Origin of the sequence: Kitasatospora sp. NPDC004745 (genome assembly GCF_042873275.1) — a bacterium.
Lineage (GTDB): Bacteria > Actinomycetota > Actinomycetes > Streptomycetales > Streptomycetaceae > Kitasatospora.
In genome coordinates this window covers 137,401-153,418 of record NZ_JBIALK010000006.1, presented here as the reverse complement: position 1 = coordinate 153,418, position 16,018 = coordinate 137,401, and the positions used below count along the sequence as shown (strand labels likewise).

Genomic DNA, 16,018 nt, shown 5'->3' with positions numbered 1-16,018 from the left:
CCGGACCGGTGCCGCGGCGCCGGGCGGCCCGGCACCGGGGCGGGCGGGCTCAGCCCAGCGTCGGCAGCTTGATCAGCACCAGCAGCGCGAGCAGCTGCACCGCCGCGGCGGCCGCCGCCTTGCCCCAGGGGAGGTCGTGCACCCGCCGGACCATGCTGCTCAGCAGGAACGCGCAGAGCGCCCAGGTGGCCCATCCGGCGACCTGGACCACCACGCTGCCCGAGGGCAGCACCAGGTCGAGCAGCAGCCGGGGGGCGTCGGTCAGCCAGCCGATCAGGGCGGCCAGACCGACGGTGGACTTCCAGGGGCCGTCGCCGCCGAGCTGGCGGGCCAGCGCGTAGGTGACCGCGCCGAAGACCGCGCCGGCCAGGGTGAAGCCGATCGCGGCGGCGAGGATGCCGGTCAGGGCTACGGTGAAGGTCGAGTTGACGATGTCGTCGTGGGTCAGGCCGATGCCCAGGACCGCGAGGGCGCCGTAGAGCATCGACACCGTCAGGGCGGGCAGCCAGACCTGGTGGTCGCGGGTGCGGTCGAAGGTCGCGCCCGGGGCGCGGAAGACGCCGACGAGCAGCTCGCGCCAGTGCGGGCGGGGGCCGGAGACGTGCGGGGCGGACTGGCCGCCGGCCCGGTAGACGGTGACGTTGTCCTGGTTGTACGGGGGCTGCTGCCCGGCGCCGTGGCCCTCCTGGCCGTAGCCGCCGGGGTGGTAGCCGCCCTGGTCGTAGCCCTGGTCGCCCTGGCCGTAGCCCTGCTGCGGCGGGCCCGGTTGCCCGGGGTACCCGCCCTGGTCGTAGTACCCCTGGTGGGGCTCCTGCGGGTACGGGTCACCGGCCGGGAAGGCCCGGGTGCTGCCGGGCCGGTCGGCGGCGTACGGGTCGTACCCGCCGCCCTGCGGACCGGGCGCGCCGAAGCCCCCCGGTGTTCCGTCGGCTCCCCCGGCCGCCCCCCGGTGCGGGGCCGTGAAGTACTCCGGCCCGTCCGTCCCCCCGTGCCCCCCGGGTGCCCCCGCCGGCGGCGGAGGGGGCGCCCACCCGCCGTGGGGGTCGGCGCCCTGACCGCTGTCGTATCGATTACCAGCCACGGTCCGACGGTACCCGTCCGGCCCGGTCCGCGTACGCCCGGTTCGCAGCCGGGGCCGGTTTGCAGCGAGTCTGAGACGAACGGGTCGGGAATGCCGGCCGCACCCGGGCGCCCGGGCTGCGCGCCGCGGGTGCCGGGTCCGGTCCGGGTCCTACCGCTGGGCGGTGACCGAGGGGCCGTGCACGGCGGCGGCGGCCGCGGTGCCGGCCGGGCAGCCGCCCGGGCCGGCCGAGGTGCGGACCGCGCCGACCGGCAGCAGGGTGCCGCAGGCGATCCGGATGCCGTTCGGCAGCTCGTTGTCGGACTCGACGATCGCGCCGTCGCCGATCACCGCGCCGTCCAGCGCCGAGCGGGCGCCGACGGTGGCGAAGGCGCCCACGATGGAGTCCTTGACCAGGGTGTCCGGGCCGATCACCGCGCCCGGGAGGATCACGCTGCCCTCGACGATCGCGCCGGGCTCGACCACGGCGTCCTCGGAGACGACGGTGCCGCCGCTGAGCACCGCGCCCGGGTGGACGGTGGCGCCGGGCAGCAGCAGGGCGTCGCCGGTCGGCCCGGGGACGGCCGGGGAGTCGACCTTGCCGAGCACCAGGTCGGCGGAGCCGCGGACGAACGCGGCCGGGGTGCCGAGGTCCAGCCAGTAGGAGGTGTCGACGACGCCGCGCAGCAGCGCGCCGGTGGCCAGCAGCTCCGGGAAGGTCTCGCGCTCCACGGAGACCTCCCGGCCGGCCGGGATGCGGTCGATGACGGACCGGGTGAAGACGTAGCAGCCGGCGTTGATCTGGTCGGTGACGATCTGCTCCGGCGTCTCCGGCTTCTCCAGGAACTCCAGGACCCGCCCGTTCGCGTCGGTCGGCACCAGGCCGAAGGCGCGCGGGTCCTCGACCCGGGTGAGGTGCAGGGTGACGTCGGCCCCGGCGGCCACGTGGCCGTCGCGCAGGGCGGCGATGTCGACGCCGGAGAGGATGTCGCCGTTGAAGACCAGGACGGGCTCGTCGGGGCCGCAGGTCAGCCCGGAGGCGGCGTTGCGGATGGCGCCGCCGGTGCCCAGCGGCTCGCGCTCGGTCAGGTAGACCAGCTCGATGCCGTACGGCGTGCCGTCCTGGAAGTGGTCCTCGAAGACCTCGGCCAGGTAGGAGGTGGCCAGCACGACGCGGGTGACGCCGGCGGCGGCCGCGCGGGCCAGCTGGTGCGCGATGAAGGGGACGCCCGCCACCGGCAGCATGGGCTTGGGGGTGTGGGTGGTCAGCGGACGCAGTCGCGTGCCCTTACCACCGACCAGCATGATCGCCTCGGTCATGGTCTGCGCTGTTCCCCTTGTGCTCTCCGCGGCCCGGCCCGGCGGGCCGATACCTCCGTCGGTGGTCTGGACCCGTCCGGCGGTCCGGAACGGGTCGACCGGCACGGGGCCGGTCTGGCGCCTACTGTATTTCCTTCCAACGGGGACGCAGTCAGGCGGCCGTGCGATTGGCACCACTCCCCTACGAGTCCTGCCCTCCGCGCGCTCCGCCGCGCACCCCCGATCGGCGCCAAAAGCCCGGCCCGGCGGGCGCTCTCGCGACGCCCCCCGGGCCGGGCAGTTGTTGCAGAACTGTCGAACAGAGGACGCTACGCGTCCACCGTCGCGGGCTCCTCGGCCTCGGTCGGCGGGGTGGCCTTCACCGAGTCGAGCAGCAGCTGGGCGACGTCGACCACCTTCAGGTGCTCCTTGGCCGCGCCCTCGTTCTTCTTGCCGTTGACCGAGTCGGAGAGCATCACCAGGCAGAACGGGCAGGCGGTGGAGACGATGTCGGGGTTGAGCGACAGCGCCTCGTCCACGCGCTCGGTGTTGATCCGCTTGCCGATGCGCTCCTCCATCCACATCCGGGCGCCGCCGGCGCCGCAGCAGAAGCCGCGCTCCTTGTGGCGGTGCATCTCCTGCTGGCGCAGACCGGGGACCTTGTCCATGATCTCGCGCGGCGGGCTGTAGACCTTGTTGTGGCGGCCCAGGTAGCAGGGGTCGTGGTAGGTGATCAGGCCCTCGACCGGGTTGACCGGGACGAGCTTGCCCTCGTCGATCAGGTGCTGCAGCAGCTGGGTGTGGTGGATGACCTCGAAGTGGCCGCCCAGCTGCGGGTACTCGTTGGCGATGGTGTTGAAGCAGTGCGGGCAGGTGGCGACGATCCGCTTGACCGGGGCGTCCTCCAGGGCCGCGTTCAGCGTCTCGACGTTCTGGGCGCCGAGCATCTGGAAGAGGAACTCGTTGCCCAGGCGGCGGGCGGAGTCACCGGTGCAGGACTCCTCCTTGCCGAGGATGGCGAACTTCACGCCCGCGGTGTGCAGCAGCTCGGCGAAGGCCTTGGTGGTCTTCTTGGCCCGGTCCTCCAGGGCGCCGGCGCAGCCGACCCAGTAGAGGTACTCGACCTCGGCGGGGTCGATGTCCTCGCCGATCACCGGCACCTCGATGCCGGTCTCCTTCTTGAGCTCCTTCACCCAGTCCAGGCGGGCCTTGGTGGCCATGCCCCACGGGTTGCCCTTGTTCTCCAGGTTCTTGAGCATCGTCCCGGCCTCGGTCGGGAACGAGGACTCGATCATCACCTGGTAGCGGCGCATGTCGACGATGTGGTCGATGTGCTCGATGTCCACCGGGCACTGCTCGACGCAGGCGCCGCAGGTGGTGCAGGACCAGAGGACGTCCGGGTCGATGACGCCGTTCTCCTCGGCGGTGCCGATCAGCGGGCGCTCGGCCTCGGCCAGGGCCGCCGCGGGGACGTCGGCGAGCTGCTCGGGGGTGGCCTTCTCCTCGCCCTCCATGTCCTTGCCGCCGCCGGCGAGCAGGTAGGGGGCCTTGCCGAAGGCGTGCTCGCGCAGGCTCATGATCAGCAGCTTGGGCGAGAGCGGCTTGCCGGTGTTCCAGGCGGGGCACTGCGACTGGCAGCGGCCGCACTCGGTGCAGGTCGAGAAGTCGAGGATGCCCTTCCAGGAGAAGTGCTCGACCTGGGAGACGCCGAAGACGGCGTCGTCGGCCGGGTCCTCGAAGTCGATCGGCTGGCCGCCGCTGGTCATCAGGCGCAGGGCGCCGAGCGCGGTGCCGCCGTCCTCCTCGCGCTTGAAGTAGATGTTGAAGAAGGCGAGGAAGCGGTGCCAGGCCACGCCCATCGAGGGGTTGAGGCCGATGGTGGTCGCCCACGCGAAGGAGATGCAGATCTTCAGCATCGCGAAGAGGTAGACCAGGTTGGCCAGCGTGCCGTGGGCGACGCCGTCGAAGGCGGCGGCGATCGGGTACGAGACCAGGTACGCGGGGTCGTAGGAGTCGACGCCGGCCAGGGCGCCCTCCAGGCCGCGCAGCATCAGGATGCAGATGCCGATGCCGAGGATCGTGTACTCGACGTAGAAGGCCTGCCAGGCGATGGAGCCGGCGAAGCGCGACTTGCGGCCGGCCCGGGAGGGCAGGCTGAGCAGCCGGATCACGATCAGGGTGGCGATGCCCAGGGTGGTCAGGGTGCCGACCAGCTCGACGAAGATCTCCCACGGCAGCCAGTGGCCGATGATCGGGAGCGCGAACTCGGCGTCGAAGAGCTGGCCGAAGGCGTTGACCACGGTGAGGACGAGGCTGAAGAAGCCGACCGCCACGAACCAGTGGGCGATGCCGACGATCCCCCAGCGGTTCATCCTGGTGTGGCCGACGAACTCGACGGCGACGGTCTTCGCCCGCTGGGCGGGCTGCCCGAAGCGGGTGGAGTCCGCCTGACCGGTCCGCACCACCTTGAAGATGTACAACGCCGCACGGGCGGCGAGCGCGGTGCCGATCACGAACGTGACCAGCGAGATGACGATCGCTGCTAGCTGCATCGGCTCTCCGTCTCCTGCGGCTTGCTGTTGAGCAGTCTCTGTGGTTCTGAAGTAAGTGTACTCGTCGGTAACTTGCCGGGCCGACGGCCCGGACAATACCGCCCACCCACAGTCCTCCAGAAGGTTCTCAAGCTATGGCGGCAGTCACGTAACCCCACGCCCGCCACATCCGCCCGCCGGCCGCACCGCAGGACAGGGCTCAGCAAAGTTGAGCCACCCGGACTCACACCTGTTGACGCGACCCGTCGGGTCATGCATCCTTGAGCCCGTAAAGCTCAACTCTTCCGTGGAGGTATCTACGATGGCACGCGCGGTCGGCATCGACCTCGGTACGACGAACTCGGTCGTCAGCGTTCTGGAGGGTGGCGAGCCCACCGTCATCACGAACGCCGAGGGCGCGCGGACCACTCCGTCCGTCGTGGCCTTCGCGAAGAACGGCGAGGTCCTGGTCGGCGAGGTGGCCAAGCGCCAGGCGGTCACCAACGTGGACCGCACCATCCGCTCGGTCAAGCGCCACATGGGCACCGGGTGGAAGATCAACCTGGACGGCAAGGACTTCAACCCCCAGCAGATCAGCGCCTTCATCCTGCAGAAGCTGAAGCGGGACGCGGAGGCCTACCTGGGCGAGACCGTCACCGACGCCGTCATCACCGTCCCGGCGTACTTCTCGGACTCCGAGCGCCAGGCCACCAAGGAGGCCGGTGAGATCGCGGGCCTCAACGTCCTGCGCATCGTCAACGAGCCGACCGCGGCCGCCCTGGCCTACGGCCTCGACAAGGACGACCAGACCATCCTGGTCTTCGACCTCGGCGGCGGCACCTTCGACGTCTCCCTGCTGGAGATCGGCGACGGGGTCGTCGAGGTGAAGGCCACCAACGGTGACAACCACCTCGGCGGCGACGACTGGGACCAGAAGGTCGTCGACCACCTGGTCAAGGTCTTCCAGGCCGGCCACGGCGTCGACCTGTCCAAGGACAAGATGGCCCTGCAGCGTCTGCGCGAGGCCGCCGAGAAGGCCAAGATCGAGCTGTCCTCGTCCTCCGAGACCTCGATCAACCTGCCCTACATCACGGCCTCGGCCGAGGGCCCGCTGCACCTGGACGAGAAGCTCACCCGCGCCCAGTTCCAGCAGCTCAGCTCCGACCTGCTGGAGCGCTGCAAGATCCCGTTCCACAACGTGATCAAGGACGCCGGCATCGCGCTCTCCGAGATCGACCACGTGGTCCTGGTCGGCGGCTCGACCCGCATGCCCGCCGTCGCCGAGCTCGTCCGCGAGCTGACCGGCGGCAAGGAGGCCAACAAGGGCGTCAACCCGGACGAGGTCGTCGCCATCGGCGCCTCGCTCCAGGCCGGTGTCCTCAAGGGCGAGGTCAAGGACGTCCTGCTGCTCGACGTCACCCCGCTGTCCCTCGGCATCGAGACCAAGGGCGGCATCATGACCAAGCTGATCGAGCGCAACACCACGATCCCGACCAAGCGCTCCGAGATCTTCACCACGGCCGAGGACAACCAGCCGTCCGTGCAGATCCAGGTCTACCAGGGCGAGCGCGAGATCGCCGCGTACAACAAGAAGCTCGGCATGTTCGAGCTGACCGGCCTCCCGCCGGCGCCGCGCGGCCTGCCGCAGATCGAGGTCACCTTCGACATCGACGCCAACGGCATCATGCACGTCGGTGCCAAGGACCTCGGCACCGGCAAGGAGCAGAAGATGACCGTCACCGGCGGCTCCGCGCTGCCGAAGGACGACATCGAGCGCATGATGCGCGAGGCCGAGCAGTACGCGGAGGAGGACCACAAGCGCCGCGAGTCCGTCGAGACCCGCAACTCCGCCGAGCAGCTCGTCTACTCGACCGAGAAGTTCATCGCCGACAACGCCGACAAGCTCCCGGCCGACGTCAAGACCGAGGTCGAGACCGCCGTCGGCGAGCTCAAGGAGGCCCTGAAGGGCGAGGACATCGCGAAGATCCGCGAGGCCTCCGAGAAGGTGTCCACCACCGCGCAGAAGCTCGGCCAGGCGCTGTACGCCAACGCCGACGCCGCCGGTGCGGCCCCGGCCGGCGACTCCGCCCAGGCCAAGGCCGAGGACGACGTCGTCGACGCCGAGATCGTGGACGACGAGAAGCCCAAGGGCGGTGCGTCGGCATGACGGACAAGCCGCAGGGCGGCAAGCCCGGCGACGACTCCGCCGCCGAGGAGGCCGTGATCAAGGCGGCCGAGGAGGCCGCCGCGGGCGGTTCCTCCGACGCCGACGGTGCCGACGACCTGGCCGCCGCGAAGCGCGAGGCCGGCGAGCGCACCGCCGACCTGCAGCGCCTGCAGGCCGAGTACCAGAACTACCGCAAGCGGGTCGAGCGCGACCGGCTGACGGTCCGCGAGATCGCGGTCTCCAACATCCTGGAGTCCCTGATCCCGGTCCTGGACGACATCGGCCGCGCCCGCGAGCACGGCGAGGTCACCGGCGGCTTCAAGTCCGTCGCCGAGTCCCTGGAGACGGTCGTCGCCAAGCTGGGCCTGCAGCAGTTCGGCAAGGAGGGCGAGCCCTTCGACCCGACCATGCACGAGGCCCTGATGCACAGCTACTCCTCGGACGTCACCGAGGACACCTGCGTGCAGATCCTCCAACCCGGCTACCGGATCGGCGAGCGGATCATCCGCCCCGCCATGGTCGCCGTCGCGGAGCCCCAGCCGGGCACCCAGACGACGGCCGGTCCGGACGGCGACGCCAAGTCCGGTGACGAGGACGCGTCCGACGGTGGCTCGGACAGCTGACAGCTGACAACCTGTGACAGCTGACAACCAGTGCGCTGCGGAGTCGTACGCCGGCCATGACGGCGGCCGGCTCCGCAGCGCGCTGTCGACGGCGGCCGGCGGACGGCCCGTCGACAGCACAGCGACGATGGACATCGGGAGGTGGCGGGAGCCGTGAGCGAGCGCAGCGGGCGGACCGTTCAGAGGTGCGCGTGGCGCGCAGCGGCTGCCGGGCGGAGCGAGGTGGACGCATGAGCGGCAAGGACTACGTGGAGAAGGACTACTACAAGGTCCTCGGCGTGCCCAAGGACGCCACCGCCGCCGAGATCAAGAAGACCTACCGCAAGCTCGCCCGCGAGTTCCACCCGGACGCCAACAAGGGCGACAGCAAGGCCGAGGACCGCTTCAAGGACATCTCCGAGGCCTACGACGTCCTCTCCGACGAGAAGCGCCGCAAGGAGTACGACGAGGCGCGCAGCCTCTTCGCCAACGGCGGCTTCCGGGCCGGCGGCCCCGGCGCGGGCGCCGGCAACTACAGCTTCGACTTCGGCGACCTCTTCAGCGGCAGCCAGAGCGCCAACACCGGCGGGCTCGGCGACGTCTTCGGCGGCCTGTTCAACCGCGGCGGCCGGCAGGCCCAGCCGCGGCGCGGCGCCGACGTCGAGACCGAGGTCACCCTGGCCTTCGAGGAGGCCGTCGACGGCGCGACCGTCCCCCTCCGGATGACCAGCCAGGCCCCCTGCCGCTCCTGCAACGGCACCGGCGCCCGGACCGGCACCACCCCGCGGGTCTGCCCGACCTGCGTCGGCGCCGGCACCGTCAGCCGCGGCCAGGGCGCGTTCGCGCTCTCCGAGCCGTGCAAGGACTGCCGCGGCCGCGGCATGATCGTCGACGACCCGTGCAACGACTGCCACGGCAGCGGACGGGCCAGCTCGGCCCACACCATGCAGGTCCGCATCCCCGCCGGCGTCCAGGACGCCCAGCGGATCCGGCTCAAGGGCAAGGGCGCGCAGGGCGAGCGCGGCGGCCAGCCCGGCGACCTCTACGTCACCGTGCACGTCGACCCGCACGCGGTCTTCGGCCGCAAGGGGGACAACCTCACCGTCACCGTCCCCGTGACCTTCCCCGAGGCCGCCCTCGGCGGCACCATCGAGGTGCCCACCCTCAACGGCCCCGCCGTGAAGCTCAAGCTGCCCCCGGGCAGCGCCAACGGCCTCACCATGCGCGCCCGCGGCAAGGGCGCCACCCGCAAGGACGGCACCCGCGGCGACCTCCTCGTCACCGTCGAGGTCGTGGTGCCGCAGCACGTCACCGGCGACGCGCTGAACGCCCTGGAGCAGTACCGCGAGGCCACCGCCTCCGACGACCCGCGAGCCGCCCTGTTCCGGGCGGCGAAGGGAGCGTGACGACCAGATGTCCCCGATGATCCCCGACAGCCCGATCGGCCCCGGCATCGGCGAGGGCCTCCCCGGCGACAACCGCCGCCCCCGGCGCGCCGCGGCCCCGCCGCAGTACGTGCTCACCGAGGACACCCCGGTGTACGTCATCTCCGTCGCCGCCGAGCTCTCCGGCCTGCACCCGCAGACCCTCCGCCAGTACGACCGCCTCGGCCTGGTCTGCCCCGACCGCACCGCGGGCCGCGGCCGCCGCTACTCGGCCCGCGACATCCAGCAGCTGCGCGAGGTCCAGCGGCTCTCCCAGGACGAGGGCATCAACCTGGCCGGCATCAAGCGGATCATCGAGCTGGAGAACCAGGTCACCGCCCTGCAGTCGCGGATCAGCGAACTGGTCGACTCCCTCGAGGGCGCCGCGACCGCGCTCCAGCAGCGCGAGGCCGCCGTGCACGCCTCCTACCGGCGCGACCTCGTCCCGTACCAGCCCCCCACCCCGCACTCCAGCGCCCTGGTGGTCTGGCGCCCCAAGCGCTGACCGGGCCCGAAACACCGACAGCCGCCGGTTCCCTCCGCCTGGGGGGTGCCGGCGGTTTGGTCGTGGTGAGAGGGTGCCAATCGAAGCGCTACTCCGCAATGGTGGAACAATGCCCACTTCCAGATCCCACTCCGGGATCTAGGATCACCGATGGGGCTCGGGTGCAGCCATAGGGCAGGTTCGGTCGTCGAGAAGGAGCCGTGAATGAACGGGAGGAACGACGCCATTCCGGGGGTCAGTGCGACGGGCACCCTGTCCGCCGGAGCGCATGATCTCTACCTCGCGATTATCCGGACGCGCGGTCGGACGGCCCGCAATGAAATCGCGGAGCACGACTACAGCCACCTCAGCGAGCTGTTGGACATCGGTCTCCTGACTCCCGACCTGGATGATCCGCAGATTCTGGTCGCGGTCGACCCGCAACAGCTCGCCACCGGTCTGAGCGCGGTCTGGCAGCGTCAGGCACTGGCACTGCTGTCGCGCGCGATAGCCGTCCCGAGCGACCTCCAGAGCCTCGCGGACGCGTTTCACCGCCCGGAGTCCTCCGGCGGAACAATTGAGTACGTCCGCGGCAAGGCGCTGATCAGCCAGCGGATCAACCACGCCGTGACCACGGCGAAAGAGGAGATCCTCGCGGCCCAGCCGGGAGGTCCGCGCCCGCCGGACGTCCTGTCCCGGGTGCTCGACGACGACCTGGCCGATCTCAAGCGCGGGATCGCCGTCCGCACGATCTACCACCCGAGCACGCGGTACCACGCGCCCACCCGGGACTACGTCGCGAAGATCACCGAGGCCGGCGGCCGGTTCCGCACCCTCGACGAGCCGTACACCAGGCTGATCATCGTGGACCGGCAGCTGGCCGCCATCCCGGTCGCCGAGGACCTCAACCTGGCCGCCTTCATCCACGACCCCGCCGTCATCCACTTCCTCGTGCACGAGGTGTTCGAACGCAACTGGAACCGCGGTCTCGACTTCACCGGCGGACGCACCGTGCCGCAACAGGTGGTGTCACGGATGCGCCAGACCATCATCGACCTGCTGCTCGAGGGCACCAACCACCGGGTCATCGCCCGCCGGCTCGGCATCAGCGAACGGACCCTCGCCCGCCATCTGGCCGAGATGCGGGAGGACTACAACGTCGAATCGCTGTTCCAACTCGGTTGGGCGCTGGCCCGTTCGTCACAAGAGACCGACGAATCGCCATGCCTCCCCGCCGCTTCCGGCAGCGCATAACGATTCGTCAGCCTCATTCTGTCATGTCCACTGGTGTTCGCCGTCCAAAGCCGTGCCCATTGCCTGATTCGAAGTCGTACTAACATCGACCCCGAACCCCGCGCGATTGACATGGGCAGATCCATCGGCATCATGGCCGGTGGCAAGCAGTCCGAAGCCAAGCACGGTAAGGACGCCCGCAGATATCGCCATCACGGCCGCCTTGGCAGCCCTACGCAGACGAGACACGCGCACACCCCAATCCTCTTCAGTGGCCTGTCAGTCGAATGAACAGGCGACAGACAATCAAACGCTCAGATCGTGCCACATGCCGTATCTGGCTGTCACGGTCGCGCCCAGCCCGAAGAGGGTGTCATCTCTCTGCCATGCAGAGGGATGACACCGTGCATCAGTGGACTGGCACCCCGTGCCCGATGGACGATCAACTGGCGTCCTCACGCCGCAGCAGCGGGATCCTCCCTCCCGAACGCCGCGTATGACAGGCATCGAAATAGTGATAAACCCGCACGATTTCCCCCTGTCCCAATCTCCACACCAAGCGTCGGCGGCGAGCAGCCGAGTGCCAACGCCTTCCCCCGGAGTCGACATGACCGAGCCCTACCTGCGTCAGCACGACAGCCAGGCCACCGAAGGCCGGCGTGCACGAGTGTTCCTGGCCGCGCCGCTGATGCGGCTGACCGGGCCCGCGGACAGCGTGGTGACGCTCGCCAGCCGGACGCGGCTGACGACCCTGCGCACCACGCTGCTGCGCAGCGGTGCCGCCGTCTACAGCGCGCACCACAGCGACGCCTGGACCGTCGCCGGCCGGGCCCCCGAGCCCCGGGTGCCGTCCGACTTCCGCGCGCTGCAGTCCGCGGACCTGGTGTTCGCCTACGTCGGCGCGCCGCTGTCGGCCGGAGTGAGCCTGGAACTCGGATGGGCCTCGGCGCTGCGGAAGCCGATCGTCCTCCTCGTCGACGAGGCGATCACCCACAACCCGCTGATCGCCACCATCGAGCAGGTCGCCCCCGTCCTGCCGCTGGTCTTCGACGACACCTGGTCGCAGGAGGCGCTCAACCACACCGTGGAGACCGCCCTGGACTGGGCCGGCATGGCGCTGTCCCTGCGCGAGGGCTTCTGGACCGCCCCCGGCGAGCAGTTCAACGTCCCCCGGCAGCAGCCCCCCGTCACCGGCTACTGGCCCACCGGCGCGGCCACCGGCTGAGCCCCACCGGGCCCGGCCGGGCTCGTCCCGACGACCGGTCACCCCCTGGCCCCGGTCGCCCGCCGTGTGAGCCCCCCGCGCGGCCGCGCCCGGCCGGGGAGGGCTCACCGGTCGTCGCGGGCGCCCCGCATCAGCCAGCCCAGCTGGAAGAGGGTCTGGGCGCCGTGGCGGTCGCGCAGGCGGGAGATGTGGGCGGCGACGGTGCGCTCGCTCAGGCCCAGGCGGGTGGCGACGGCGCGCTGGGTGAGCCCCCGGGCGAGGAGCCGGCCGACGCGGTCCGGGACGCTGCGCGCGGGCCCGCCGCCGGCGGCGAACCCGGCCGGGTCCGCCCGGGCCCAGTCCCGTTCGAAGGCGCCGACCAGGAAGGTGATGGCGGCCGGGTCGGTGATGAAGGCCGCGGTGCTGTGGTCGTCGCTGGCGGAGATCACCGCGACGGTGCGGTCGAAGACGATCAGCCGCTGGAACGGTTCGTCCAGGACCCGGATCCGGGAGCCGTGCCGGGTGACCTCCTCGGCGTAGGCGCGGGCGGGCCGGTCGGCGAGGGCGACGGGCTGGTAGACGGTGCGCAGGGAGCAGCCGCGCTGCAGGAGCTGGACGTCCTGGCGCAGGGCGATCTGCAGGGTCTCGGCGGGCCGGTGGCCGGGCTGGGCGGTGAGCACCTCGGACCGGCAGTCGGAGACCAGTTGGGAGATCCGCTGCCGGATGTGGACGTGGCCCTCGACGTGGACGGCGCCGCCGGCCGGGCCGGAGGGGCGGGGCATCGCGTCGTAGGCGCGGGTCAGGCCGTCGAGGGAGCCCGGGAGGCTCTCGGCGCGCACCAGCAGCCGGGTGGCCTCGCTGCGGAGTTCGGCGCCGAGGCGGTCGCTGACGGAACGCGGGCTGACGGCGGTGTAGCAGTGGTCCATCGGGTTGGCCAGCAGCAGGCCGATGGCGATGAGCTGTCGGAGCGGCTCCCGGTCGGCCTCCCGGACCCCGGAGTAGGGGATCCGGCCGCCCTCGGCGAGGACCGCCAGGTACAGCTGCCGGGCGGCCTCGTCGGGCTCCTCGCCCGCGGGCTGTCCGTGGTGCGGCGCGACCGCCGGTTCCGCCGTCACGTCGCACACTCCCTGCCGGACGCTTCTCCCTGGTGGCCGCCCCCCGCTGCGGGCGGCGCGGTTCTCGCCGCCGGTGCGCCGGGCGTGATCACGGTACCGGGCGCCGCCGCGGCGGGATCACCGGGCCGGCGGTCACGGAGCCGGTCGGACGGCGGGCCCCGGGCCGGGTGCCGTCGCACTCCGTGGCGCCCGGGGGCCGCCGTCGGCACGCCAGTGCCTGGACGCCTCCGTCGAGGCGGAGCAGCAACGCCTCGACGGATCCGGTCCGGGGTGCCATCACCACACATGGCCCCGGCCGGTGCTCTTCCCCCGTTCCACGGGTGCGGGACGTTGCACCCGGGGCAGTTCCGAAGAGCCGGTCGCCACCGACGGGCTGCGGTGCCCGGACGACCTGGCGTGGCTCCACCCTCACAGTGTGACGGCCGGTGGACAAGTGCCGCCCGAGTGCAGGTTCGCGCAATTGCAGCTACCTGCACGGCTGCCCGGGCCCGGCGGGACCGGGCGGTGGGTCGGGTTCCGGTGGAGGGCGAGGCCGGCGGGGGTGCGCGGCGGCCGCCCGCCGGTAGGCCCGGCCGGCCCCTGCGGGGCGGTCCGGTCTGCGGGTTCCTGCAGCGCCGGCGGGTGCACGACCGGCCCGGCGGGCGCGCAGGTTGGCGGTCAGCGCGCCAGCAGCCGTCCGCGGGCGAGCCCGGCGGCCGTACCGGCGGCGGCCAGCACCCAGGCGCCGGCCAGCAGCACGAAGAGGCCGGTGGCCAGGGCGGTGAAGCCGCCGAACCCGGTGTGCCGGGCGAGGGCGGAGGCGCCGGTGACGCAGGTGCCGACCGGGAAGGTGAAGGCCCACCAGGTCATCGCGAAGGGCATGCCGGCCCGGCGGGCGCGCAGGTTGGCGGTCAGCGCGACGAGCAGCCAGAGCATCGCGACGCCGATCACCGCGACGCCGTACAGCTCGGCGAAGGGGAGCATGGCGGGGGCCAGCGAGGGCAGCACCGGGCGTGCGGCGTCGGCGAGTTGGTGGACGGCGGTGACGGACTGGCCGAGCGGGCCGAGCACCAGGAACAGCGAGGGGGTGAGCGCCAGGGCCGGCAGCTTGCTGTGGAACAGCCCGGTGAACACCACCGGCAGCAGCACCAGGGTGGCCAGCAGACCGACCCCGAACAGGGCCCAGCAGGCGTACAGCATGGTCTGCTGGGGGCCGCCGGCCGGCAGGTGCGGGACGAGCGCCGGGCCGGTGGCGGAGGCGACCAGCGGGGCGACCACCGGCAGCAGCCAGGTCGGATTGGCCTCCAGCGCGGAGACCGGGTGCCGGGTGATCATCAGGTACGGGATGCCGGCGGCGACGGCCAGCGCGTACAGGGTGCCGGCGCCCCACAGCACGGCGTCGAGGGCGACCGCCGGGCCGGTGCCGATCACCCGGGAACCGAGCAGCAGGGTGCCGAGGCCGACCGAGAGCAGGGCCATCGGCGGGCAGCCGTAGAAGACGGCGGTGGCGGGGGTGTCCAGCAGCTGGGTGCGGGCGGCCTCGCGGTGCCGGGTCAGGTGGACCAGCCGGGCCGCGAGCAGCACCAGCAGGACGGCGAGTCCGAGCGCCCACATCACCTCACCGAACCCGACCAGTCCGGGCAGCCGGACGGGGAGGACGGCCGCGCCGTTGCCCAGGATCGCGGTGCCCATCACCACGGCGTACCAGTTCGGGCCGAGCTGGGCGAGGTCGAACCGGGGGAGCCGGCCGGCACCGGCCGGGCGGCCGGGGCGGGAGAGCCGTGGGGAGCGGGGGAACGGGCGGACATCGGCCAGGGTGGACATGGTTCCACCGTGCCCGCCGGGCCCGGCCGCCGGTAGCGCCGCGGATCCTATGAGGGCATAGCCTGAACCTATGGCCCTCTCCCCCCGCGTCCCCGAACTCGGCGCCCTGGAACTGCTGCTCGCGGTGGACCGGCTGGGCAGCGTCGGACAGGCGGCCGCCGAGCTGGGCGTCAGCCAGCCGACCGCGAGCGCCCGGATCAAGGGCATGGAGCGGCAGATCGGCGTCCCGCTGCTGGAACGCTCGCCGCGCGGCAGCCGGCCCACCGGGGCGGGCCGGCTGGTCGTCGAGTGGGCCCGGCACGTGGTGGAGGCGGCGAAGGCCCTGGACGCCGGGATCGACGCCCTGCGCGAGCGCCGGGACGCCAAGCTCACGGTGGTGGCCAGTCTGACCGTCGCCGAGTACCTGATGCCGGGCTGGCTGCTGGCGCTCTCCGAGGCCAGCCCCGGGACGGCGGTGACGCTGCGGACGGCGAACTCGGCCGAGGTCGCCGGGCACGTCCTGGCCGGGGACGCCGACCTGGGCTTCGTGGAGGGCCCGTCCCCGCCGCCCGGGCTGGCCGGCGCGGTGGTGGCGGCCGACCGGCTGGTGGTCGTGGTGGCGCCCGGGCACCCGTGGGCGCGCCGCCGCACGCCGCTGACCGGAGCCGAGCTGGCGGCCACTCCGCTGGTGCTGCGCGAGCCCGGCTCGGGCACCCGGGAGGTGCTGGAGATGGCGCTGGCGCCGTTCGGGGGCGCGACCCGGCCCCGGCTGGAGCTGGCCTCGTCCACCGCGCTGAAGGCGGCGGCGATGACCGGCGCCGGGCCGGTCTGCCTGAGCGAGCTGGCCGTGACGGAGGAGCTGGCGAGCCGGCGGCTGGTGGAGGTGCCGCTGGAGGACGGGCTGGACCTGCGGCGGCCGCTGCGCGCGGTGTGGCCCGCCGGACAGCGTCCGGGTGGGCCGGCCCGGGAGCTGCTGGTGCTGACCCGCCGGGCGGCGCCGGCGGCCCGGGGGCCGGCGGGCGCCGGGCGGGGGGCCGCCGGCGGGCGGGCGGCGGGGAGCCGGACTGCGCGGGCCCCGGGTGCCGGGACCCCGGTCACCGAGACCCCGGAAAGTTGA

11 protein-coding genes and 1 pseudogene are annotated in these 16,018 nt (G+C 72.4%); 7 read left to right on the top strand and 5 right to left on the bottom strand.

The features are described from left to right. Positions 1 to 49: 49 nt before the first annotated feature. From ACFYUY_RS13745 to ACFYUY_RS13735, 3 genes and pseudogenes are all read right to left on the bottom strand, one after another. Positions 50 to 1,081, bottom strand: coding sequence for a Yip1 family protein (locus ACFYUY_RS13745; protein ID WP_360205804.1), 1,032 nt, complete (start codon positions 1,079 to 1,081; stop codon positions 50 to 52). Between the two features lie 225 nt (positions 1,082 to 1,306). Continuing rightward, positions 1,307 to 2,380 (bottom strand): annotated as a pseudogene (locus tag ACFYUY_RS13740) (sugar phosphate nucleotidyltransferase); the annotation flags it as partial. A 308-nt stretch (positions 2,381 to 2,688) separates the two neighbouring features. Then, positions 2,689 to 4,911 (bottom strand): (Fe-S)-binding protein, encoded by a 2,223-nt coding sequence (locus ACFYUY_RS13735; protein WP_387900580.1) that lies wholly within the window; start codon positions 4,909 to 4,911, stop codon positions 2,689 to 2,691. A 301-nt stretch (positions 4,912 to 5,212) separates the two neighbouring features. On the opposite strand from ACFYUY_RS13735, the gene dnaK reads away from it, so the two are divergent. From dnaK to ACFYUY_RS13705, 6 genes are all read left to right on the top strand, one after another. Then, a complete protein-coding gene (gene dnaK / locus ACFYUY_RS13730; RefSeq protein ID WP_360205809.1) occupies positions 5,213 to 7,057 on the top strand; it encodes a molecular chaperone DnaK in 1,845 nt (614 codons plus the stop codon). Continuing rightward, entirely contained in the window at positions 7,054 to 7,680 is a 627-nt protein-coding gene (grpE, locus tag ACFYUY_RS13725; protein ID WP_360205812.1) for a nucleotide exchange factor GrpE, read from the top strand. Before dnaK ends, grpE begins: the two co-directional genes overlap by 4 nt. A 230-nt stretch (positions 7,681 to 7,910) precedes the next feature. Then, on the top strand, positions 7,911 to 9,065 hold the full coding sequence (gene dnaJ, locus ACFYUY_RS13720; RefSeq protein WP_360205815.1) for a molecular chaperone DnaJ: 1,155 nt from the start codon (positions 7,911 to 7,913) through the stop codon (positions 9,063 to 9,065). Between the two features lie 7 nt (positions 9,066 to 9,072). Continuing rightward, positions 9,073 to 9,588, top strand: coding sequence for a heat shock protein transcriptional repressor HspR (locus ACFYUY_RS13715; protein WP_360205818.1), 516 nt, complete (start codon positions 9,073 to 9,075; stop codon positions 9,586 to 9,588). A 204-nt stretch (positions 9,589 to 9,792) separates the two neighbouring features. Further along, positions 9,793 to 10,821: a helix-turn-helix domain-containing protein gene (locus ACFYUY_RS13710; protein ID WP_360205821.1), complete on the top strand. Its 1,029-nt coding sequence runs from the start codon at positions 9,793 to 9,795 to the stop codon at positions 10,819 to 10,821. A gap of 586 nt (positions 10,822 to 11,407) precedes the next feature. Beyond that, a complete protein-coding gene (locus tag ACFYUY_RS13705) occupies positions 11,408 to 12,025 on the top strand; it encodes a hypothetical protein (protein ID WP_360205824.1) in 618 nt (205 codons plus the stop codon). A 104-nt stretch (positions 12,026 to 12,129) separates the two neighbouring features. On the opposite strand, the gene ACFYUY_RS13700 is transcribed toward ACFYUY_RS13705, so the two are convergent. Together ACFYUY_RS13700 and ACFYUY_RS13695 are read right to left on the bottom strand one after the other, a co-directional pair. Beyond that, positions 12,130 to 13,119, bottom strand: a complete 990-nt coding sequence (locus ACFYUY_RS13700; RefSeq protein ID WP_387900578.1) for a LuxR C-terminal-related transcriptional regulator — start codon at positions 13,117 to 13,119, stop codon at positions 12,130 to 12,132. A gap of 657 nt (positions 13,120 to 13,776) precedes the next feature. After that, entirely contained in the window at positions 13,777 to 14,922 is a 1,146-nt protein-coding gene (locus ACFYUY_RS13695; protein ID WP_360205830.1) for a TDT family transporter, read from the bottom strand. 70 nt (positions 14,923 to 14,992) lie between these two features. On the opposite strand from ACFYUY_RS13695, the gene ACFYUY_RS13690 reads away from it, so the two are divergent. Then, the gene (locus tag ACFYUY_RS13690; RefSeq protein WP_360205833.1) at positions 14,993 to 16,018 is read left to right on the top strand and encodes a LysR family transcriptional regulator; all 1,026 of its coding nucleotides are present in this window, start codon (positions 14,993 to 14,995) and stop codon (positions 16,016 to 16,018) included.